Consider the following 22,958-nt stretch of genomic DNA (forward strand, 5'->3'; position numbering starts at 1 on the left):
GATTATAGGTGCTACTCCAGATAAGAATGCAGGTAGTAATTGGAACAATAACGGACCTAAAAATAATGTTTGGTTTAAATTTACAGCACCTGCAACTGGTGAAATTAATATCACTGTTGATAGAGGTGACTCTAAAGGAACCCAGCGACGTACTCAATCAGCGCTTTGGGAGACAGATGGCACTACAGAAATACAAAGTGAAAGATATGCATACGATGATGAAGACGTAACCATGGGTGCCGTAAACCTAACTCCAGGTATTATTTATTACATCTCTGTAGATACGCAGTCCTCAGGTTATTCTGGTACATTTACGTTATGCCTACAGGATACCGTAGACTATGATTTTTATGAAGGTGCTATTGATGTTACCAACATTATTAACAGTTGCTCTGCGGATGCTGCTTACACAATTATAGGTGCTACTCCAGATAAGAATGCAGGTAGTAATTGGAACAATAACGGACCTAAAAATAATGTTTGGTTTAAATTTACAGCACCTGCAACTGGTGAAATTAATATCACTGTTGATAGAGGTGACTCTAAAGGAACCCAGCGACGTACTCAATTGGCGCTTTGGGAGACAGATGGCACTACAGAAATACAAAGTGAAAGATATGCATACGATGATGAAGACGTAACCATGGGTGCCGTAAACCTAACTCCAGGTATTATTTATTACATGTCTGTAGATACGCAGTCCTCAGGCTATTCTGGTACATTTACCTTATGTCTTCAGGATACCGTAGACTATGATTTTTATGAAGGAGCTATCGACGTTACCAACATTATTAACAGTTGCTCTACGGATGCAATCTATACTACTATAGGTGCTACTCCGGATAAGGATGAAGGTAGTAATTGGAACAATAACGGACCTAAATATAACCGTTGGTTTAAATTTACAGCACCTGCAACAGGTGAAATCAATATCACTATTGATAGAGGTGACTCTAAAGGAACTCTGCGACGTACTCAATTGGCACTTTGGCTAGCGGATGGCATTACAGAAATACAAAGCGGAAGATATGCAGACGATGACGATGACGTAATTATTGGTGCAGTAAACCTAACTCCAGGTGAAATTTATTACATTTCTGTAGATACACAGTCCTCAGGTTATTCTGGTACATTTACGTTATGCCTACAAGATACTGCAGACTATGATTTTTATGAAGGCGCTATCGATGTTACCAACATTATTAACGGTTGCTCCTCTGATGCAATATACACAACTATAGGTGCTACTCCAGATAAGAACGAAGGTAGTAATTGGAACAATAACGAACCTAAATATAACCGTTGGTTCAAATTTATCGCTCCTCCAACTGGTGAAATTAATATCACTGTTGATAGAGGTGACTCTAAAGGCACACAACGACTTACACAATTAGCACTCTGGCAAGCAGATGGCATTACAGAAGTACATAGTGAAAGATATGCATTCTATGATGAAGACGTAATCTTAGGTGCCCCAAACCTAACACCTGGGAACACTTATTACATATCTGTAGACACTTACAGCTCAGGATACAAAGGTACATTTACTTTATGTTTAGAAGATACTGTGGATTATGATTTTTATGAAGGAGCTATCGATGTTACCAGCATTATTAACAGTTGCTCTACTGATGCAATATATACAACTATAGGTGCTACTCCAGATAAGAATGAAGGTAGTAATTGGAACAATAATGGACCTAAATATAACCGTTGGTTCAAATTTACCGCACCTGCAACTGGTGAAATTAATATCACTGTTGATAGAGGTGACGCTAAAGGAACACAACAACTTACACAATTAGCGCTCTGGCAAGCAGATGGCTTTACAGAAGTACAAAGTGAAAGGTATGTATTTAATGATGAAGACGTAACCATTGGAGCCGTAAACCTAACACATGGAAACACTTATTACATATCTGTGGATAGTTACAGCTCAGCCTACAATGGCACATTTACTTTATGTCTACAGGACACGGTAGACTATGATTTTTACGAAGGAGCTATCGATGTTACTAGCATCATTAACAGTTGCTCCGCTGATGCAATCTATACAACTTCAGGAGCCACTCCAGACAAAAATAAAGGTAGTAATTGGAACAATAACGGACCTAAATATAACCGTTGGTTCAAATTTACCGCACCTACAACTGGTGAAATCAATATCACTGTTGCTAGAGGTGGCTCTAAAGGAACACAACGATATACTCAATTAGCGCTCTGGCAGTCGGATGGCATTACAGAACTACATAGTGAAAGCTATGTCGTCAATGACGAAGACGTAATCTTAGGCTCCCCAAACCTAACACCAGGGAACACTTATTACATATCTGTAGATACCTACAACTCAAACTATAGAGGTACATTTACATTATGTATTGAAGATATTGTGGACTATGACTTTTACGAAGGAGCTATCGATGTTACTAACATTATAAACGGCTGTTCAGCTGATGCAATCTATACAACTACAGGAGCCACTCCAGACAAAAATAAAGGTAGCAATTGGAGCAATAACGGACCTAAATATAACCGTTGGTTCAAATTTACCGCACCTACAACTGGCGAAATCAATATCACCGTTGATAGAGGTGATTCTAAAGGAACACAGCGACTTACACAATTAGCGCTCTGGCAGGCAGATGGCATTACAGAAGTACAAAGTGAAAGATACGCGTTCAGTGACGAAGACGTAACCATTGGCGGCGTAAACTTAACGCCTGGAAATACTTATTACATATCTGTAGACACTCACGACGCATACTATAGAGGTACATTTACTTTATGTTTAGAAGATACTGTAGATTATGACTTTTATGAAGGAGCTATCGATGTTACCAACATTATAAACAACTGTTCTGCTGATGCAATTTATACAACTATAGGAGCTACACCAGACAGAATTAAAGGTAGTAACTGGAGCAATAACGGACCTATATATAACCGTTGGTTCAAATTTACCGCACCTGCAACTAGTGAAATCAATATCACTGTTGATAGAGGTGAATCCAAAGGAACACAGCAACTTACACAATTAGCGCTTTGGGAAGAAGATGGGGTGACAGAAGTACAAAGTGAAAGATATGCGTTCGGTGATGAAGATGTCACCATTGGCGCCGTAAACCTAACACCTGGGAACACTTATTACATATCTGTAGATACTCACGCCTCAAGCTTTTTAGGCACATTTACTTTATGTCTAGAAGATACTGTAGATTATGACTTTTACGAAGGAGCTATCGATGTTACCAACATTATAAACGACTGTTCCGCTGATGCAATCTATACAACTGTAGGAGCTACACCAGACAGAATTGAAGGTAGTAATTGGAGCAATAACGGACCTATATCTAACCGGTGGTTCAAATTTACCGCACCCGCAATAGGTAACATCAGTATCACTGTTGATATAGGAGATTCTAAAGGAACACAACGATACTCGCAATTAGCGCTCTGGCAAGCAGATGGAGTGACAGAAATACAAAGCAAACGTTATACTGCTGCTGCTGATCATCTTACCGTTGAAGCCGTAAACCTAACACCTGGGACTACTTATTACATTTCTGTTGATGCACTCAACTATCGTCAAGGTACATTTACTTTATGTATAGAAAATACTGTGGGTTATGACTTTTATGAAGGTGCTATCGATGTTACAAACATGATTAACAGTTGTTCTCCTGATGCAATTTACACAACTACAAATGCTACACCAGACAGAAATAAAGGTGACAACTGGAGCAATAACAGTCCTTATAACAACCGTTGGTTCAAATTTACCGCACCAGCAACAGGCGAAATCAATATCACTATTGATACAGAAAACTCTAAAGGAACACAACGCGCTACACAATTAGCACTCTGGCAAGGAGATGGTGTAACAGAAGTACAAAGTGATCGTTATACTCATTATTACGACGATGTTACAATTGGAGCTCTAAACCTAATCCCTGGAGCTACTTATTACATTTCTGTTGACTCAGGTGCCACATACCTTAGTGGTACGTTTACTTTATGCTTAGAAGATATTTATGGGCTTTCTAACTATGGTCCTGGTGGAGTAAGACAAGATTTAAGGTTATGGTTACGTGCAGACGTAGGCACACAAACAAATACCGACGGAGTTGCCATTAATTCATGGATAGACCAAGGTAAAGCATCAGATGCATCAAGCACTACTGGACAAAACCCTATTTATAAAAACAATAGTAATGACAACCTCAACTACAACCCTATTTTAGATTTTTCTGGAAACAAATCAATGCTCGGTAAATATTCAACTGGATTTTTTAGTCAAGATATGTTTGTAGTTGTAATTCCAAATGTTTCTGCTAGTAATACCACTCCTAAAATGACTGTTTTATCTGGAGAAACTTCATCTGAAAGTATTAATGACATATCTGGAATTGGATTTGGAAATTATACTGGAGCAATTTCTAATGAGATTTTAACCTACGCTCAAGGTGACGACAGTTCTTATAGAGTTTCTGAGGTGAGTGCTTCTAAAACATATTCTAATATTGGAATTATCAATGCTAGAAACAATAGTTTTGGTAATGGTATGGAGCTTTTCTATAATGCGCTTCAAATAGACAATGCTTCATCTGGAAATGGATTTAATAACATTATTGGTGGACAATATTGGTTAGGGAAAAACAAATCTGACACCTCAGGTAATTTTAACGGTAGAATTGCTGAAATTATCACCTACTCATCACTTCAAAGTGACTCAGAGCGCGCCAAAATAGAATCTTATTTAGCCCTAAAATATGGAATCACTTTAGGGGTTAATGGCACTAGTCAAAACTATGTAGATTCTAATAACAATATTATATGGAATATCTCTACCAATTCAGGCTATAATTTTGATATCGCTGGTATTGGTAAAGACGACGCACTTGCGAGTTCTCTACTAAATCAAAAACAATCTAAGAGTGTTAATCTGAACACAGATGTTACTATTGGATTAGGAACTATTGAATCTACTAATTCTGCAAATTCATCCGTATTCTCAGCTAATAGAAGTTTTTTAATTTGGGGAAATGACAACGGCGTTTTAAATAACCCTGGAGCATCTGCGGATCGGGTTATTGATCTCGGATCTGGAATCCAAACCAACTTACGTCTCACAGGCAAAAAATGGAAAATAGTAGAAACAGGAGGCGATGTTAGTGATGTACTTTTATCTATACCTTCTGCTTCACTTAGTAGTTTTTCATTGAACCCTGACGAAGAATATATGTTAGTCGTTTCTACAACTGAAGCTTTTGAAAATACAGATATCATTGATGTAATCCCTTTAAAAATATCAGGTCAAAATCTTCAAACTTGGTATGATTTCGATGGCACAAATTATTTCACCTTTGCTAAAAGTAATTTAATAGAAAACTCATTTCAAATCCAAAATGCTAATGGAGATTATTTAGTCAGTAATACTAAAATTAATTTAAATTCTTCTTTCACTATTTCTTCATGGATTCGTAATGGTAATACATCTGGAAATCGAAGCTTTGTAGCTAAAGGAACAGCCTACGACTTAAAATTAAATTCTTCCAATAGAATACAAGTGTCTTGGAACGACGCCATCAGAGTTACATCAAACACTCGTATAACAGACGGTAAATGGCATCATATTGCCGTGACGTTTAATGAAGGAAATGCTACTCTATTGATCGATGGCGTAATCGACAGAACAGTAAACTCTTTACCAATCCCAGTGGCAACAAATCATAAATTTTCTATAGGAGCCGTTTATTATAATAAGAATTCTATTTCAGATTATTTTGTTGGAGACATAGATGAAGTCCTTGTTTGGAACCGTGCATTAACGGTAAGCCAAATACGTTACATTATGAATCAGGAAATTGAACAATTTTCAGACAATACTGCGAACGGAAAAATTTTACCGCATTCAATTTCTAAAAACGAAATTCAAGCTATTCCCTGGAGCGAATTGAACGCTTATTTCGATTTAAACTCTATTTCAGGAGCTTCCTTTATTGGAAAATCAGATAATAAAAACCACTTAAGAATTAAATATAAAAACACCAATAAAACTACTTTAGCAATTCAAACAGCACCTTTACCATACCAAAGTGCTTCAAATAACCTTTGGTCAAATAATTCAACTTGGTCAAATGGTATGCTGCAAACGCCTCCTAATAGCTTATCAATAGTAGACAATACACCTATAGATTGGAATATTGTTGAAACTAACCATGACATTGATACAGGAGGAAATAAAACCGTATTAGGCTTAGTTGTTAACAGCGGACAACTTAATGCAACTATGGATTCTAAAATAGAAATCTCACATTATTTAAAATTAAATGGAAAAATAGATTTAATTGGAAAATCACAACTAGTACAAACTTTAGGAAGTGATATTGATGCTACAAGCAGTGGTTTACTAGAAAGAGATCAACAAGGAACGAAAAATTTATACAACTATAATTATTGGTCCTCACCAGTTGGAACCTCAAATACCACTACAAACAACAACACTTACACAGTTGAAACTGTTTTAAGAGATGGTACAGATCCTAATGACCCAAAAGCTATTAATTGGACAGGAGGTTACGATGGAGCTTCGGGCACACCAATCAGTTTGGCTCGTAATTGGATTTACAAATTCCAAAATCTAAACGATAACTATGCTAATTGGGAACAAATTCGTGAAACAGGAGATTTAAAGCCTGCCAATGGATTTACACTAAAAGGCAGTGGAACTATTAGTGCCGATCAAAATTATACGTTTATTGGAAAACCATTTAACGGCTCTATTGAAATCCCAATTGCAGCCAACTACCTCAACTTATCTGGTAACCCTTATGCTTCTGCATTAGATGCAAACACTTTTATTTCAGACAATTTAAGCTCTACAGATGGCACACTTTATTTCTGGGAACATTCACCAACAAATTCATCCCATAATACATCAGATTATGAAGGCGGATATTCAACTCGAAATTTAATAGGAGGAATAGGTCCTGTTATACCTAATGGTATTGACGAATTAGGGACAAGCTCTAGAATTCCTAACCGGTTTATCCCTGTTGGTCAAGGATTTTTTATTAATGGAAGCACAACTGGTGGCACTATAAATTTCAACAATAACCAGAGAGCTTTTATTAAAGAAGATAATTCTCAATCTGGCGCACTTTTTAGACAAAATGATATCGTTAATAATCAAGAAGATGAATTTATGGATGATAATTATGCTAAAATCAGATTAGGTTTTAACACCTCTAACAATTTTCACAGACAACTATTATTAGGGTTTATGAACGAGCACGCTACAAATGGAATCGATGTTGGATATGACGCTTTACTTTTCGATGACTTCTCTAATGATATGTATTTTACAATTGATGATTCTAAATTTGTAATTCAAGGAGATGGCTATTTCGATACAAACAGCATCTATCCTATTGGAGTGATTTCGGAAGAAGAAGGCATCGCAAAATTCACATTAGATGATACGGAATATTTTGACGAAAATCAACCTATTTATATTTATGATGATTTAACAGGATTATATCACGATATAAAAGAAACACCGTTAGAAATCATGCTTCCTGCAGGAACAATTGAAAACCGTTTCTCATTAAGATTTAGTGCTGAATCTCTAAGTATAGAAGATGCTGAGACAAATAACTCATTAACTATTTTCTTTAACAACAGCAATGATACTATAACACTAACAAATATTAAGCCTGAGACCACAGTAAAGTCTGTTTCATTAATTAATATTTTAGGACAATCCTTACATACTTGGGAGTTAAACAGCCATGAAAACGAAATTTCAATTCCGGTAAAACATGTGTCACTAGGAGTGTATATCGTTAAGATAGAAACTACAAATGCCACATTCAGTCAAAAAGTTATTATAAAATAAATGATTGTAACAAAAAATAGCTCTTTAGGTTACTAAAGAGCTATTAGAAAATTGAGATTACATAATATATTTAAACAATTAAAAGGTCGGTTTTTATAAAAACTGACCTTTATTTTCTTCTATTAATAAGCTTTATCATGCACATTGGCAATTGCTCTACCAGAAGGATCGTTCATGTTTTTAAATGCTTCGTCCCACTCTAAAGCCGTTGCAGTACTACAAGCTACACTTGCTTCTTGAGGCACACTTAATGCTGCGGCATCACTCGGGAAATGACCTTCGAAAATACTTCTATAATAATATTCTTCTTTGTTTAAAGGGGTGTTAATTGGAAAGCGGAATGACGCATTTTGTATTTGGTCATCTGTAACTTCGCTTGCTACGAGTTCTTTTAAGGTATCGATCCAACTGTAACCTACTCCATCCGAAAATTGTTCTTTTTGTCTCCATGCTACGCTTTCTGGAATCATGTTTTCAAATGCTTTACGAACCACCCATTTTTCCATGCGCTCTCCGTTAATCATTTTATCTTTTGGGTTGATACGCATGGCGACATCCATAAATTCTTTATCTAAGAATGGCACACGACCTTCAATCCCCCAAGCCGCTAAACTTTTGTTGGCCCTTAAGCAATCGTACATGTGTAACTTATCTAATTTACGAACCGTTTCTTCATGAAACTCTTGTGCACTTGGTGCTTTGTGAAAGTATAAATACCCACCAAATAACTCATCAGCACCCTCACCAGATAATACCATTTTAATTCCCATAGATTTAATAACTCTTGCCATTAAATACATTGGTGTTGACGAACGAATTGTCGTAATATCATAAGTCTCGATGTTGTAAATAACATCTTTAATAGCATCTAATCCTTCTTGGATTGTGAATTTTATTTCATGATGAACTGTACCAATATGGTCTGCTACTTTTTTAGCCGCAGCCAAATCTGGAGAACCTTCTAGTCCAACTGAAAACGAGTGTAATTGCGGATACCATGCTTTTTCTTTATCATCTGCTTCGATACGTCTTTCAGAGTATTTTTTAGCAATAGCAGAGGTTACTGATGAATCTAAACCTCCAGATAATAACACACCATAAGGCACATCACTCATTAACTGTCTGTGCACGGCATCTTCTAAAGCTTGTTTTACTTCTGCAATACTTGTTTCGTTATCTTTTACAGCATCGTACTCTGCCCAATCGCGTTTGTACCATTTTACAAATTCACCATCTTTACTAGACATATAATGCCCTGGAGGAAATAATTCAATTTTAGTACAAATACCTTCTAGTGCTTTTAATTCTGAAGCGACATAAAAAGTTCCGTTTTTATCCCATCCTATATATAAAGGAATAATCCCCATATGATCTCTAGCAATGAAATACTCATCTTTTTCAACATCGTAAATGGCGAATCCGAAAATACCGTTCATGTCATCTACAAAGTCTACACCTTTTTCTTGGTATAAAGCTAGGATCACTTCACAATCACTTTGTGTCTGAAAATCGTACTTACCTTCAAATTGTTTTCTTAAATCTCTATGGTTATAGATTTCACCGTTGGCTGCAAGAATTAGTTTTTTATTTGGACTTAATAAGGGTTGTTTTCCTGAAGCTGGATCAACAATCGCTAAACGCTCATGTGCCATAATTACCTTATCATCACTATAGATTCCGCTCCAGTCTGGTCCACGATGACGAATGGTTTTTGCCATCTCTAATACTTGAGGTCTTAAATCTTCAACTTTTTGTTTTATATCGAACGCACATACAATTCCGCACATAACTTTTATTTTTTTGAATTTGGCTTTAACTATTATCAGCCGTATATTATTAATTACAGGACAAATATGAACTTAAACTTTCATATTAAAAACATAAACAACAATAATAGTTTCAATTTGAAATATAAAACAACAAATACACACTAATAATAAACTAACACAACCTTAAATAAACAGATTACCTACTAATTTGTAAATTTTAGTATTTCCTTACGACAGAGTGCATATAATAAACTTTATTTTTAACCAAACAAAAACTTAATTCTATTCATGAAAACACAAAAATTACTTACTACTATTAGCTTATCATTTGTAATGCTTCTATCATTAAATGTTAATGCTCAAGAATTTAACAAAATGGACAACAGCACAATGGATCGTGCTTACTATCCTTCCAACGCACCAAAAAGAACATTTGAAAAAACTGACGAAGCTAAGAAACTAGCAGAACCACAAATTAGAGTGACTTACTCTAGACCAGCTAAAAAGGGCAGAGAAGTTTTTGGCAAACTTTTAAAATTCGGAAAAGCATGGCGCGTTGGAGCTAATGAGTCTACAGAAATACTATTTGTAAATGATGTAACTTTTGGCGGAAAAGACATTAAAGCAGGACGTTACAGTATTATCATTATTCCTACTGAGAACGAATGGACTCTAAAGTTAAACACTGAGCTTGACGGTTGGGGAAATTACGGCTATGATGAAACTAAAGATATCGCAAGCGTATCAGTGCCGGTAACAAAAAGTGATAAAGAAATTGAAAACTTATCTATAGCACTTTACAAAGCTTCTGAAAATACTGTGAACTTAAAAATAGGATGGGATACTACAATTGCTGAATTTCCAATTACCTTAAAATAAGCTATAAAATTTAACATCGGTTCCAGACATTTAATATAATATTAAGACCAATAGGTTTTATTTTTATTGAATTCACATTCACAAAAAAAATTAAAAAATAAATTATGAAAACATCAAGACTATTAACAACCATTTCTTTTGCATTTATGATGCTTATTTCTTTTAATGCTGAAGCTCAAAAATTTTCTAGCTTAGACAAAAGTCCTTTAGACGCTGCTTCATTTGGAAGAGGTAACGATCAATTGATAAAAGTGTATTATGGTAGACCACAACTTAAAGGTAGAACCGTAAAAGAATTAACTCAAAAAGATAAAGTATGGAGAACAGGTGCTAACGAAGCAACTGAACTTATTCTTTTTAAGGATATGGAACTTGGAGGAAAAACGGTTAAAGCTGGTACATATTCATTATTTACAATGACTGGAGATAAAGAATGGACAGTTATTATAAGTTCTGATGTAAATAATTGGGGATCTTCTGGATACAAAGACGATAACACTGTAGCAAGTATTACTGTTCCTGTAACAGAAGGTAAAGAATCTTTAGAAGCTTTTTCTATTGCTTTTGATAAAGCAGATAAAGGTGTTGTAATGCATATCGGTTGGGGAACAACTAGAGTTGCTGTACCTTTTACTATATAGCTGTTAGCTGTTAGCTGTTAGCTGTTAGCTGTTAGCTGTTAGCTGTTAGCTAAAAAACAAAAAAGTTCCGAGAAGTGTAAATCTTCTCGGAACTTTTTATTTTATCTGAATTCTTAATTTTAAAAGCAGGAAACCCAAAACTAAAAGACCAAAGGCTAAAAACTAAACTAAGGAATATTCAAATATTTATGTGTTTGTAATGATACTTTCCATCTCGGATTAGCCATCACATAATCAACGATTTTCGGAATTACTTTATCGCGCTTACTCCATTCGGGTTGCAAATACAAAATACAATTATCATTTACCTTCTCAGCTTGTTCTTCTGCAAACTTAAAGTCATCATTATTATAAATAATACATTTAAGTTCATGCGCTTTTTCGTAAACCTCTTCAGTAGGTAATTTCATTTTCTTTGGAGATAGACAAATCCAATCCCATTGTCCTGTCAATTTATAAGCACCAGACGTTTCAATATGTGTTTGTACACCTTTCGCTTTTAATTGTGCCGTTAAAGGCCCCATATCCCAAGTTAAAGGCTCTCCACCTGTAACAATGATAGTGTCGCTATATTTTACAGCATTTTCTACAATTTTTTCTGTTTCTGTCGGAGGATGCAATTCAGCCAACCAGCTTTCTTTAACATCACACCAATGGCAGCCTACGTCGCAACCACCAATTCTCACAAAATATGCAGCTGTTCCTTTATGAAAACCTTCACCTTGAATGGTGTAAAACTCTTCCATCAAAGGCAACAATAACCCTTTATCTATTAACTCTTGTCGTTCTCTTCTTGTCATAAGTGTGCAAAGATAGTTATTTAGTTTTCAGTCTCAGTCTCAGTTTACAGTAATTTTAGTGATTAGAAATTCACCTATTAAAACCTTTTTTAACTCACCAAGAGCAAAGACCCAACGTTCAAAACTTAAAATATAAAACTGACTACTGAAACGGTAACTACAGACTGTGACTAAAGATTACGACTGAATACTGTCAGTGCTAACTGAGACTAAAAACTATTTCATACTTGATTAAAATTACATTATTTTTATAGAAATTTTCTGATCAATGAATAAGACTGAAGCTTTCGTAAAAGAGATTAACGAAGGAAACACTTGTAAAGGCGACTTTATTACTTTGGGTTCTGCCATGTTAGATGGCAAAACCATTACCAATACGTTTGTAAATGTTCCATTAAAAACCATGAATAGACATGGCCTTATTGCTGGAGCAACAGGTACTGGAAAAACAAAAACATTACAAGTCTTAGCTGAAAATTTATCCGAAAAAGGTGTTCCTGTTTTACTCATGGACATTAAAGGAGATTTAAGTGGTTTAGCAAAACCAAGTCCTGGACATGCAAAAATTGATGAACGTCATGCACAAATTGGATTGCCTTTTGTACCTAAAGCATTTCCTGTAGAAGTAATGACTTTATCTGAACAAGATGGAGTACGTTTAAGAGCTACAATAAGTGAATTTGGTCCTGTTTTAATTTCGAGAATATTAGATGTTACAGAAACCCAAGCAGGAATCATATCTGTAATTTTTAAATACTGTGATGATAACCATTTACCATTATTAGATCTTAAAGATTTTAAGAAAATCCTACAATACGCCACTAATGAAGGTAAGGAAGAATTTGAAGACGCCTACGGCCGTATTTCAACCGCTTCAACAGGGGCTATTCTAAGAAAGCTCGTAGAAATCGAACAACAAGGTGGTGATGTTTTCTTTGGTGAAACCTCATTTGATACGCAAGATTTATTACGTATTGATGAAAATGGTCGTGGTTATATTAATATCATTAGACTGACAGATATTCAAGATAAGCCTAAATTATTCTCAACATTTATGTTGAGTTTATTGGCGGAGATCTACTCTACATTTCCTGAACAAGGAGATAGTGGCCGACCAGAACTTATTATGTTTATTGACGAGGCACATTTAATTTTTAATGAAGCTTCTAGTGCACTATTAAATCAGATTGAAAGTATTGTAAAACTCATTCGTAGTAAAGGAGTTGGACTTTATTTTGTAACTCAAAATCCAACGGATGTACCAGAAGCCGTTTTGGGGCAATTAGGTTTAAAAGTACAACATGCATTAAGAGCCTTTACGGCAAAAGACAGAAAAGCAATAAAATTAACGGCTCAGAATTATCCTGATACAGATTATTATGACACGGCCGAAGTATTAACGTCCTTGGGAATTGGAGAAGCCTTAGTTTCGGCATTAGATGAAAAAGGAAAACCGACTCCATTAGCAGCAACCATGTTGCGTGCTCCAATGAGCAGAATGGATATCTTGACTGAATCTGAATTAGGAGGTTTATTAGCCGAATCAAAATTAGCTAAAAAATACAATCAAGAAATTGATAGAGAAAGTGCTTACGAAATGCTGAATAAAAAGATTGAGCAAGCCGAAGCTGAAGAAGCCAAACTAAAAGCTTTAGAAGAAAAAGAAGCTTTAAAACGCGCTGAAAGCAAAAGGCGAACCAGTACAAGTAGAAGTCGTAGCAACGGAATGAATCCTATATTAAAAGTATTGACTAGTGCAACGGTAATCCGTGGAGTTTTAGGAATAATAAGTAAAATGATTAAAAAATAGATACTAACTTTAGAATGAAAAACACCCTATTTACAGCACTAACTTGTGCTATTTTATTATCTAGTTGTGCTAACGAAAAAGCACCAAACCCTTTTAAAATTACTAAAAATCATATCGGTTTATTAACAGACTCTACTCAGGTAAAAGAATTAGACGCCATTTTCGTTAATGATTCTGTTGTTCGGTACATTGCTGGAGATGAATTTATAGGCTCTGTTAATACCATTGAAATATTCGAAAAAAGCGGTAAAAAACTCTTAGATCTATCTCCTAGAGAAGCTTTAGATTCGACTTCGGTAATTTCTAGTGTTAACATCATTGATTCACGTTACAACACCGATAAAAACATATCTAATTTAAGTACTTATAAAGATATAAGTGAAGCTTATAAGATTTCAAAAGTTGACAACCTTATTAATGTTATTGTCGTTTCTGTAAATGAAATTAATGCCTCGTTTACGATTGATAAAAAAGAATTACCGGCAAGCATGCGTTTTGACATGGGTATGACCATTGACCCGATTCAAATCCCTGGAAAAGCGAAGATTAAATATTTTATGGTACATTGGTAGATTAGTTGATAAATATGCAGAAAAAACAAAAATATACAATCCAAAATAGCCCATTTGTAGTTCCTACCGAAGATGGTAAGATTATAAAAGAGCATTTTGGAAAGGCTACAGATGGTAACTCAGAAATAAGCATTGCCCATATGGTTGCGCCAGCTGGTTGGTCAGAACCTTTTCAGACGCCAGAATTTGATGAATATACGTTTATCATTAAAGGCAAAAAACAATTTATTATAGACGATGAAATTATCGTGCTAGAAGCAGGACAATCTATTAAAGTAGATAAAAATACGCGTTTACAATATTCTAATCCATTCACTGAACCTTGTGAATATTTAGCAGTTTGCTTACCTGCATTTTCAATTGAATCCGTAAATAGAGAAGACCAATAAATATGAGTAGTTTTGTTATTAGATCCATTGGTAGCGCCCTTAATGCAACCAGTTTAATTTCCTCTAGATATGCCGCTAAAAAAGCTATAAATCTTTTTGCTTCTCCGAGAAAAGGACGTTACAACGACGAGCAAAAACGTATTATTGATTCGGCTTTTTATGAAGAAATAAGTTATAATAATCTAGATATTGCAACCTATCGTTGGGTCGGAAAAGGCAAAACCGTTTTACTCGCTCATGGTTGGGAGAGTAATGCATCACGTTGGGAATATATATTAAAAGATTTAAGATCTCAAGATTACAACATTATAGCCTTAGATGCTCCTGCACATGGACGATCTGATGGCAAACAGTTTAATGCGATTTTATATTCTGAATTTATAAATATAGTTGCAAAAAAATTTCAACCAGACGTTTTAATTGGTCACTCCGTTGGAGGTATGTCTTGTGTTTTTTATATGCATAAATACCAATTACCATCTATTAAAAAGATGGTTCTATTAGGGGCGCCTGCACATTTTACAGGTGTTTTTGACCGATACAAATCTATGATGGGTTTTAATACTAAAATTTCAAATGGATTAGATAATATAATTATTGAACGGTTTGGGCAGCCAGTCGCTTACTTTTCTGCTGCAAACTTTACAGAATCCATTACCGCAAAAGGTTTAATTATTCACGATAAAAAAGACCGCATTATTCCTTATGAGGATGCTCAATTAATTGCGAATCGCTATAAAAATGCTGAATTTATTTCCACTACTGGCTTTGGGCATGGCTTAAAGGATGTGTCTTTAACACCTCAGATTATTGAATTCATTAATGATTAATCTTTATCGTATTTTTGCACCATGTCAGAAGATTTAAAACGCCTAAACAAATACCTCAGCGAAGCTGGTTATTGCTCTCGTAGAGCAGCAGATCGATTAATTGAAGCAGGACGAGTAACCATTAACGATGTTGTACCAGAAATGGGAACAAAAGTCGCATCTGAAGATGTGGTTAAAGTCGATGGTGAAATCATTGGAGAACGCAAACAAGACTTTGTGTATTTAGCTTTTAACAAACCAGTAGGTATTGTTTGCACTACAGATACACGCGTTGAAAAAGACAATATCATTGATTACATTAATTATCCTAAACGTATTTTCCCTGTTGGAAGATTAGACAAACCAAGTGAAGGTTTAATTCTACTCACAGACGATGGAGATATTGTCAATAAGATATTAAGAGCGAGCAATAATCACGAAAAAGAATACATCGTCACCGTAGACCAACCAATTTCTCAAACGTTTATTGAGCGTATGGCTGGCGGCATTTATTTAGAAGATTTAGACAAGCACACCAATAAGTGTGAGGTTAAGAAAATTGATAAATTCACCTTCAGTATCATATTAACTCAAGGTTTAAATAGACAAATCCGACGCATGTGTGAGTATTGTAATTATGAAGTACAAGCATTAAAACGAATTCGGATAATGAATGTAAAACTTGATGTGTCTTCTGGTCAATATAGAGAATTAACAAAAGAAGAATTCCAAAGCTTAAACGAACTAATAGCTGATTCTACAAAAACTTACGAAGCAAACAAAGCGAACACCACAAGACATAACAGACGTTAATTATGGCTTTAGCACCTTTTCATCTCGCGATTCCTGTTCATAATTTAGAACTATGTAGAAATTTCTACACTAATGTATTACAACTTGAAGAAGGACGAAGTAGTGACCATTGGGTTGATTACAACTTTTTTGGACACCAATTGGTGATTCATTTTAAAGCAAAACAAACCGAAGAAGACGTCACTAATGAAGTAGATGGTAAAGCTGTACCGGTTCCGCATTTTGGTGTGGTTTTAGAATGGGAAGCATTTAAAGAGTTTGCCGAATTATTAAAGTCGAAAGACATAACGTTTATCATTGAACCTTATATAAGATTTGAAGGATTAGTAGGAGAACAAGTGACAATGTTTTTTAAAGACCCATCGGGAAATGCTTTAGAATTTAAAGCGTTTAAAGATATGAATCAGTTATTTGCTAAGTGATTTCATTCTTTTATTTAAAAGAAGGAACGGCAAGTAAATCATCAAAAATAAAGGTATAATTATCAACTGCCCCACCATAATATAATAAGGCCATTCTCCAAAATAATCTAATAATGAAGCTGATTTTGGCTTTTCATTTAAGTAGAAATAATTGGCGTCCAATACATAGTTTAACCCTACCATAAGCACCACATAAACCTGAAGTGCTAAGAAAGATTTAAAAACACTTCTTAAGGTTGGTTTCATCTTAAAGACAAAAATGAAATAAAATATTATAGATAGTAAGCCTAAATGTACGGTCCAGTATCTAAAATAATCAAAACTAGGGAATCCATTTGCAATATCCGGAGTAATAACACCTTGTAATGTACCTCCAATAATCCAAAACACTAAAATCTCAAACATCCAATATTTACGATAATAGGTGAAAACCGGAATCAATAAGGCCAATAAACTACAGAGATAAAGCGGTAAATCGGTTTTAAAATTATAATTATCGAAAAGCATTCGATATACATGAAACCCAATAAGTGTTAGAGACACAAACCATCCAAAATAATGAATCGCTTTTTGTTTTTGTTTTAAGCTGAAGGACTTATTAGCATATCTAATTACAAAAACAGCCCCAATAACTCCACATAAAATCGGAATTATATGTTGAAAACTACCTATCGTGACTTTTGAAAGAACGATAAATAGCGCCAATAAACCCATCTAAAATTATCTGTGATTCTTTCTGTGCTGTTCTCTTGCCAATAACGTATTCTTTAATAGCATTGCAATAGTCATTGGTCCTACTCCACCAGGAACTGGTGTAATAAAACTCGCTTTTTTGCTCACGTTTTCAAAATCTACATCACCAGTAATATAATACCCTTTTTCAGAATCATCAGCTACTCTTGTGATTCCTACATCAATAATTACCACATCGTCTTTTACCATTTCAGCCTTTAAAAATTTAGGCACTCCTAATGCTGAAATAATAACATCTGCTTGCGATGTAATCTGTGTAATATTTTTGGTATGACTATGCGTTAAGGTTACTGTTGAGTTTCCAGGAAAACCTTTTCGTCCCATTAAAATACTCATCGGGCGACCAACAATATGAGATCGACCAATTACTACGGTATGCTTTCCTTTGGTTTCAACTTGGTAACGTTCTAGTAATTCTAAAATCCCAAAAGGTGTTGCCGGAATAAAAGTAGACATATCTAAAGCCATTTTCCCAAAATTCATCGGGTGAAAACCATCGACATCTTTATCTGGGTTTACAGCCATCAATACTTTCTGTGTATTAATCTGTGGCGGTAATGGTAATTGAATTATAAAGCCATCAATATCAGCGTTATTATTAAGCTCTTCTATTTTGTCTAGCAACTCCACTTCGCTAGTTGTATTAGACATACGTACCATTGTAGATTCAAAACCAACACGTTCACATGCCCTAACTTTACTACCAACATAGGTTAAACTCGCTCCATCATTACCTACAATTACAGCTGCCAAATGCGGAACTTTTTCATCATTAGCTTTCATCTTATCGACTTCCGCTTTGATTTCGTTTTTAATGTCGTTACTTACTTTTTTTCCGTCTAAAATTGTCATGCTTTTGGTTATTGTTTTCTTGCAAAGACGCTATGGCGCGAAGCTTTAATTAATTAATTTATTATTTTTTAAAAGTCAACTGAAGACTGCGTTTTGTGACGGCCTACTGAAGACTAAATACTGTAAACTTTATTTAGGCATATTCTGCATCATCTGCATCATACGCTTTCCGCCTCCACCTTGCATCATTTTCATCATCTTACTCATCTGCGTAAATTGCTTTAAGAGTTGATTTACTTCTTGTACAGATGTACCAGAACCTTTACCAATTCGCTTTTTACGACTTGCATTTATAACAGATGGATTAGAACGTTCTTCTGGTGTCATAGAATGAATAATCGCTTCAATACCTTTAAAAGCATCGTCGTCAATATCAATATCTTTCATCATTTTTCCTGCACCAGGAATCATGCCTACTAAATCCTTCATGTTACCCATTTTCTTGATTTGCTGAATCTGTTTTAAGAAATCATCAAACCCAAACTGGTTTTTAGCAATCTTCTTCTGTAATTTTCGTGCTTCTTCTTCATCAAACTGCTCTTGTGCACGTTCAACTAAAGAAACGACATCTCCCATTCCTAAAATACGATCTGCCATACGCGATGGATAGAAGACATCAATTGCTTCCATCTTCTCACCCGTACCAATAAATTTAATTGGTTTGTTAACTACGGATTTAATCGAAATTGCTGCTCCACCTCGTGTATCACCATCTAATTTGGTAAGGATAACACCATCAAAATTTAATATATCATTGAAGGCTTTTGCTGTATTCACCGCATCTTGGCCTGTCATAGAATCGACAACAAACAAGGTTTCTTGTGGCTGAATGGCTTTATGAATATCCGAAATCTCGTTCATCATAGCTTCATCGACAGCTAAACGACCAGCGGTATCAATAATCACCACATTATGACCATTTGCTTTGGCATGCGCAATACCTGCTTTAGAAATCGCCACAGGATCGGTATTCCCTCTATCACTAAAAACCTCAACACCTATCTGATCTCCTACAACATGTAACTGATCTATTGCAGCCGGACGATAAACATCACAAGCGACTAATAAAGGTTTCTTAGTTTTTTTGTTTTTTAAATAATTAGCCAGCTTACCAGAAAAAGTTGTTTTACCAGACCCCTGTAAACCAGACATTAAAATCACACTAGGATTACCAGAAAGATTAATACCTTCGGCATCGCCCCCCATTAATTCAGTTAATTCGTCTTTAACGAGTTTAACCATTAACTGACCCGGCTGTAATGTTGTTAATACATCTTGACCAAGTGCTTTTTCTTTTACACGAACTGTAAATTCCTTTGCAATTTTAAAGTTAACATCGGCATCTAAAAGCGCACGTCTTACTTCCTTAAGTGTCTCAGCAACATTTACTTCTGTAATGCTACCATGACCTTTTAATACGTGTAACGCTTTATCTAACTTATCACTTAAATTATTGAACATGTTTCTAGTCTTCAGTTTGCAGCCTGCAAGTAAGCAGTCTGTATTATTTAATAAGATGCAAATTTAAGAATTTATGAGGGAATTATGAATGGGAATTGATAAAATGATTTTTAGATAAAAAACGAAGACTAATCACTACAAACTAATTGATAACAGAAAGAGCCACTCATGGCGAATGACCCTTTTCAATCAACTTAACTTACTAAAATTAACAACTTCTAGTTTCTTTATTCACAAGTTCTGTTTAGAACAATTTCTATACTGCTATCATTAACATTATGCAACACTAATTGGTTTTCTGTACATTCTACAATTAACCAACTTCCGTTTATGGCTTGAATATTTGGCCCAGCTACATTTGAAAAATTTATAATAACACCTTCGTTCGATTGCGATGTTGACCACGTCGCATCTATTACCAATGTATCTGTATATATCACTACAATTTGATTTGAAGTCTCAAAATCAAAATTATATGCTATTAAATTATCACTACCGTTGTAGCTAACAACATTCCAAGTACAGTCTATTAAAAGGCTACTCACATCTGATTCTGAACACGTCTCATTACAATCTATTATGGATAATTGAATTGTAAATATTTCGAATTGATTATTAATTTCAGCCCTTACATATATTATTTGTTCTACAACTAAATTGGTGTAAACTTCTGGAGATATAATTTGATTTATACCTGCTTCAGCATCAGCTTGTATTTCATAATACGTCACAGCATCGGCACTTGGCGTACAATTGGCGAATGCTGTAGTTAAATTAAACTGATACGGACCATCATAACCATTATCACAAATTTCTAATTGTGCGTTAAAGCTTTGAAAACATTCAAATAAATTACAATTCTCTGTATTTAAATAGACATTAAAAATTTCAAAATCACCATTATCCGCTTCAATTCTCAAATAGACTTGGGCTGTTAAGGTTTCAAAAGCTTCTGTATTTACAATAGCATTTGTATTTGTTTGAGCATCACTAAATGTTGCATGAAATGAAGGCATAAAATTCCCTGTACAAACTACCAATCCTATTGTATTTGCACTTAGATTATATACCGGAACATTATTAGGACCTTCACAGGTTACAATCTCAAAATCACCAAAACAGCTGAAAAGACCACCATTACAGTTTTGTTCTAAAACTAAAGTTTCATTTTCTTTCTGTAATACAATTCTACCCGTATCACATTCTACAATTGTCCAATCGCCTTCTAACGTATCTTGAAACGCTGTTAATTCTGAAAATGTGATTATAACTTCGTTGCCTGCAAGAGATAAATTCCAACCACCTCCTATTGCAGAAGCTGCCAATCCTTCCGAAATTTGCAAATCTCCATTAGAATTGAAAATCATTGTATCGTTTTCAAAATTACCTGTACCATTGCTAAAATCCCAAGGGCATTCTTGCAAAATAGCACTGATATCTGTAAGAGAACAATTTAAATCATCTTCACATACTTTATTAATCACCATAGTCTGTTCACCTTTTGTAAACCGTATGGTAGCATCATCACATTCTATAATTTTCCAGTCTCCTCCTAAATCTTCAAAATCTGTTTCTAAAAAAAGGTATGTTTCACCTGCCGTTGAAATTATAGACCAATTACTAACAACATTAAAAGTGCCACCATCCTGATAAATATCGAATGTGCCATTTGAATAAAAAACGAAATCGATTCCCGCAAATTCAGGAAAACTTGAATATGTCGTAATTTCCCATTGACATTCTATTAAATTTGATTCTAAAGATTCTACTGTACAATTAGAAGCATCACAATCATTACCAGCAGCTTCAATCGCTTCTGCTAATTCTTGATTTGTATTAACTTCAATCGTTTCACCATTGGTATAGTTTAAGGTAACCGGAAAATTCAAACTAACTATAACGGCATTATCATCATCTTCTAAACCATTCAGAAAACCATATAAAGTTTCATCATCTTCAATTATTACGGTATCAATTAGGTTGAATTCTGAATTAAAAACAGAAAAAGAAATAGGGTATACAAAATCGACACAATTAATAACATCTGTTTCATTAGCTACGCATTCGTTTATAAAACTTTCAAGTTCATCTTCATTTTCAATCACCACGTGGCTATAATCATTAAAAATGATCGTAATCGGAAATATAAAATCTAAATTAGCATCATTTGATGCATCCCTCAATAAACTTTCGAGTTGTTCTAAATCAGATAAGGTTTCAATAATTAGTGTTATATCTGTAATTACAATGGTAACTGGCAATTCTACAGAAAAGCAACTTACATTATCTAAAATATTATCAGCAGCACCAAAGTTCGCAGTCGTTCTGCTCATTAGGCTAACTAAAGTAGAATTTGGAACAATGGCTTCTTGATCGTTTGGAATGTTTATTTCAGTAATCTCTTCTTGACAAGAAGTAAAGCACAAAAGGGCAAAAAGGAAAGATAAAAATAGGTGTTTAGACTTGGTTTTCATTTGGTGATGCTTTACTATTTATTATAAAACAGTTAGCACTCTATATTTCCTACCTCTATTATTTAAAATATTATTTATAATTTGTGGGCCTGATAAAACTATGAGTAAATCCTTACAAGATAACATCTGTGAATCACAGTTATTTGAGCGCTTATATAAAAAGCACTCCAAAAATCTGCATGATTTTTTATACTATAAGTTTGGAGACCACTTAAACCCGGAAGATAAAGTTCAGGAAGCTTTTATAAAACTATGGCAAAATTGCGGCAAAGTTGCTCCAAATAAAGCTAAAAGCTATTTATTTACTACTGCCAATAATTTAATGCTGAATGCTTTTGCGCATCAAAAAGTCGTCTTAAAGTATAACAATAAACCTCAAAAAACGAGCACTAACGAGACACCTGAGTTCCTCTTGCAAGAAAAAGAATACCATCAAAAATTACAAACGGCATTAAGTAAATTAACAGAAGCTCAGCGTGTTGCGTTTTTAATGAATAGAGTTGAAGGCAAACGGTTTAAAGAAATTGCAGAACTATTAGATATCTCAGTAAAAGGAGTAGAAAAACGCATTTACGGCGCTTTAAAGAAATTAAGAGAAGATATTGATGAACTTTAGA

General features: G+C 34.7%; 16 protein-coding genes. 10 read left to right on the top strand and 6 right to left on the bottom strand.

All coding sequences use genetic code 11. The features are described 5' to 3' along the window. Nucleotides 1–7,897: LamG-like jellyroll fold domain-containing protein (locus DFQ09_RS12700; RefSeq protein WP_115810941.1), on the top strand; the 7,897-nt coding region annotated here is incomplete at its 5' end. Between the two features lie 122 nt (nt 7,898–8,019). Here DFQ09_RS12700 and asnB read toward each other — a convergent pair. After that, a complete protein-coding gene (gene asnB / locus DFQ09_RS12705) occupies nt 8,020–9,684 on the bottom strand; it encodes an asparagine synthase B (RefSeq protein WP_115810943.1) in 1,665 nt (554 codons plus the stop codon). Nucleotides 9,685–9,954: 270 nt separating this feature from the next. On the opposite strand from asnB, the gene DFQ09_RS12710 reads away from it, so the two are divergent. Both DFQ09_RS12710 and DFQ09_RS12715 read left to right on the top strand, forming a co-directional pair. Beyond that, the gene (locus tag DFQ09_RS12710) at nt 9,955–10,545 is read left to right on the top strand and encodes a DUF2911 domain-containing protein (protein WP_115810945.1); all 591 of its coding nucleotides are present in this window, start codon (nt 9,955–9,957) and stop codon (nt 10,543–10,545) included. A 104-nt stretch (nt 10,546–10,649) separates the two neighbouring features. Next, nucleotides 10,650–11,186, top strand: coding sequence for a DUF2911 domain-containing protein (locus DFQ09_RS12715; RefSeq protein ID WP_115810947.1), 537 nt, complete (start codon nt 10,650–10,652; stop codon nt 11,184–11,186). Between the two features lie 167 nt (nt 11,187–11,353). Here DFQ09_RS12715 and DFQ09_RS12720 read toward each other — a convergent pair whose 3' ends face one another. After that, a complete protein-coding gene (locus tag DFQ09_RS12720; protein WP_115810949.1) occupies nt 11,354–11,986 on the bottom strand; it encodes a 7-carboxy-7-deazaguanine synthase QueE in 633 nt (210 codons plus the stop codon). Between the two features lie 268 nt (nt 11,987–12,254). Between DFQ09_RS12720 and DFQ09_RS12725 the strand changes: the two genes are divergently transcribed. From DFQ09_RS12725 to DFQ09_RS12750, 6 genes are read left to right on the top strand one after another with little or no spacing between them, the layout of a single operon-like run. Then, nucleotides 12,255–13,796 carry a helicase HerA-like domain-containing protein gene (locus DFQ09_RS12725; RefSeq protein WP_115810951.1) on the top strand — a complete coding sequence of 514 codons (1,542 nt, stop codon included), beginning with the start codon at nt 12,255–12,257 and terminating at the stop codon, nt 13,794–13,796. 14 nt (nt 13,797–13,810) lie between these two features. Then, nucleotides 13,811–14,368 (top strand): hypothetical protein, encoded by a 558-nt coding sequence (locus DFQ09_RS12730; RefSeq protein ID WP_115810953.1) that lies wholly within the window; start codon nt 13,811–13,813, stop codon nt 14,366–14,368. Between the two features lie 14 nt (nt 14,369–14,382). Continuing rightward, nucleotides 14,383–14,757, top strand: coding sequence for a cupin domain-containing protein (locus tag DFQ09_RS12735; protein WP_115810955.1), 375 nt, complete (start codon nt 14,383–14,385; stop codon nt 14,755–14,757). Nucleotides 14,758–14,759: 2 nt separating this feature from the next. Further along, nucleotides 14,760–15,587: an alpha/beta fold hydrolase gene (locus DFQ09_RS12740; protein WP_115810957.1), complete on the top strand. Its 828-nt coding sequence runs from the start codon at nt 14,760–14,762 to the stop codon at nt 15,585–15,587. 21 nt (nt 15,588–15,608) lie between these two features. Next, nucleotides 15,609–16,379, top strand: a complete 771-nt coding sequence (locus DFQ09_RS12745; protein WP_115810959.1) for a pseudouridine synthase — start codon at nt 15,609–15,611, stop codon at nt 16,377–16,379. Nucleotides 16,380–16,381: 2 nt separating this feature from the next. Next, nucleotides 16,382–16,801, top strand: coding sequence for a VOC family protein (locus DFQ09_RS12750; RefSeq protein ID WP_394347273.1), 420 nt, complete (start codon nt 16,382–16,384; stop codon nt 16,799–16,801). Here DFQ09_RS12750 and DFQ09_RS12755 read toward each other — a convergent pair. From DFQ09_RS12755 to DFQ09_RS12770, 4 genes are all read right to left on the bottom strand, one after another. Continuing rightward, the gene (locus DFQ09_RS12755) at nt 16,787–17,515 is read right to left on the bottom strand and encodes a YwaF family protein (RefSeq protein ID WP_115810963.1); all 729 of its coding nucleotides are present in this window, start codon (nt 17,513–17,515) and stop codon (nt 16,787–16,789) included. The genes DFQ09_RS12750 and DFQ09_RS12755 overlap by 15 nt on opposite strands. Nucleotides 17,516–17,521: 6 nt before the next feature. Then, on the bottom strand, nt 17,522–18,406 hold the full coding sequence (locus tag DFQ09_RS12760; RefSeq protein WP_115810965.1) for a bifunctional 5,10-methylenetetrahydrofolate dehydrogenase/5,10-methenyltetrahydrofolate cyclohydrolase: 885 nt from the start codon (nt 18,404–18,406) through the stop codon (nt 17,522–17,524). Between the two features lie 129 nt (nt 18,407–18,535). Next, complete coding sequence (gene ffh / locus DFQ09_RS12765) at nt 18,536–19,867, bottom strand: signal recognition particle protein (RefSeq protein WP_115810967.1); 1,332 nt, start codon at nt 19,865–19,867, stop codon at nt 18,536–18,538. A gap of 227 nt (nt 19,868–20,094) precedes the next feature. Beyond that, a complete protein-coding gene (locus DFQ09_RS12770; RefSeq protein ID WP_115810969.1) occupies nt 20,095–22,341 on the bottom strand; it encodes a hypothetical protein in 2,247 nt (748 codons plus the stop codon). 100 nt (nt 22,342–22,441) lie between these two features. On the opposite strand from DFQ09_RS12770, the gene DFQ09_RS12775 reads away from it, so the two are divergent. Next, the gene (locus DFQ09_RS12775; protein ID WP_115810971.1) at nt 22,442–22,957 is read left to right on the top strand and encodes an RNA polymerase sigma factor; all 516 of its coding nucleotides are present in this window, start codon (nt 22,442–22,444) and stop codon (nt 22,955–22,957) included. Nucleotide 22,958: the final 1 nt, after the last annotated feature.

The organism is Winogradskyella pacifica (assembly GCF_003386275.1).
Classification (GTDB): Bacteria; Bacteroidota; Bacteroidia; order Flavobacteriales; family Flavobacteriaceae; genus Winogradskyella; species Winogradskyella pacifica.

Coding starts and splice junctions, on each gene's coding strand:
- asnB (WP_115810943.1), bottom strand. CDS start 9,684: ATGTGCGGAATTGTATGTGCGTTCGATATAAAACAAAAAGTTGAAGAT.
- DFQ09_RS12710 (WP_115810945.1), top strand. CDS start 9,955: ATGAAAACACAAAAATTACTTACTACTATTAGCTTATCATTTGTAATG.
- DFQ09_RS12715 (WP_115810947.1), top strand. CDS start 10,650: ATGAAAACATCAAGACTATTAACAACCATTTCTTTTGCATTTATGATG.
- DFQ09_RS12720 (WP_115810949.1), bottom strand. CDS start 11,986: ATGACAAGAAGAGAACGACAAGAGTTAATAGATAAAGGGTTATTGTTG.
- DFQ09_RS12725 (WP_115810951.1), top strand. CDS start 12,255: ATGAATAAGACTGAAGCTTTCGTAAAAGAGATTAACGAAGGAAACACT.
- DFQ09_RS12730 (WP_115810953.1), top strand. CDS start 13,811: ATGAAAAACACCCTATTTACAGCACTAACTTGTGCTATTTTATTATCT.
- DFQ09_RS12735 (WP_115810955.1), top strand. CDS start 14,383: ATGCAGAAAAAACAAAAATATACAATCCAAAATAGCCCATTTGTAGTT.
- DFQ09_RS12740 (WP_115810957.1), top strand. CDS start 14,760: ATGAGTAGTTTTGTTATTAGATCCATTGGTAGCGCCCTTAATGCAACC.
- DFQ09_RS12745 (WP_115810959.1), top strand. CDS start 15,609: ATGTCAGAAGATTTAAAACGCCTAAACAAATACCTCAGCGAAGCTGGT.
- DFQ09_RS12750 (WP_394347273.1), top strand. CDS start 16,382: ATGGCTTTAGCACCTTTTCATCTCGCGATTCCTGTTCATAATTTAGAA.
- DFQ09_RS12755 (WP_115810963.1), bottom strand. CDS start 17,515: ATGGGTTTATTGGCGCTATTTATCGTTCTTTCAAAAGTCACGATAGGT.
- DFQ09_RS12760 (WP_115810965.1), bottom strand. CDS start 18,406: ATGACAATTTTAGACGGAAAAAAAGTAAGTAACGACATTAAAAACGAA.
- ffh (WP_115810967.1), bottom strand. CDS start 19,867: ATGTTCAATAATTTAAGTGATAAGTTAGATAAAGCGTTACACGTATTA.
- DFQ09_RS12770 (WP_115810969.1), bottom strand. CDS start 22,341: ATGAAAACCAAGTCTAAACACCTATTTTTATCTTTCCTTTTTGCCCTT.
- DFQ09_RS12775 (WP_115810971.1), top strand. CDS start 22,442: ATGAGTAAATCCTTACAAGATAACATCTGTGAATCACAGTTATTTGAG.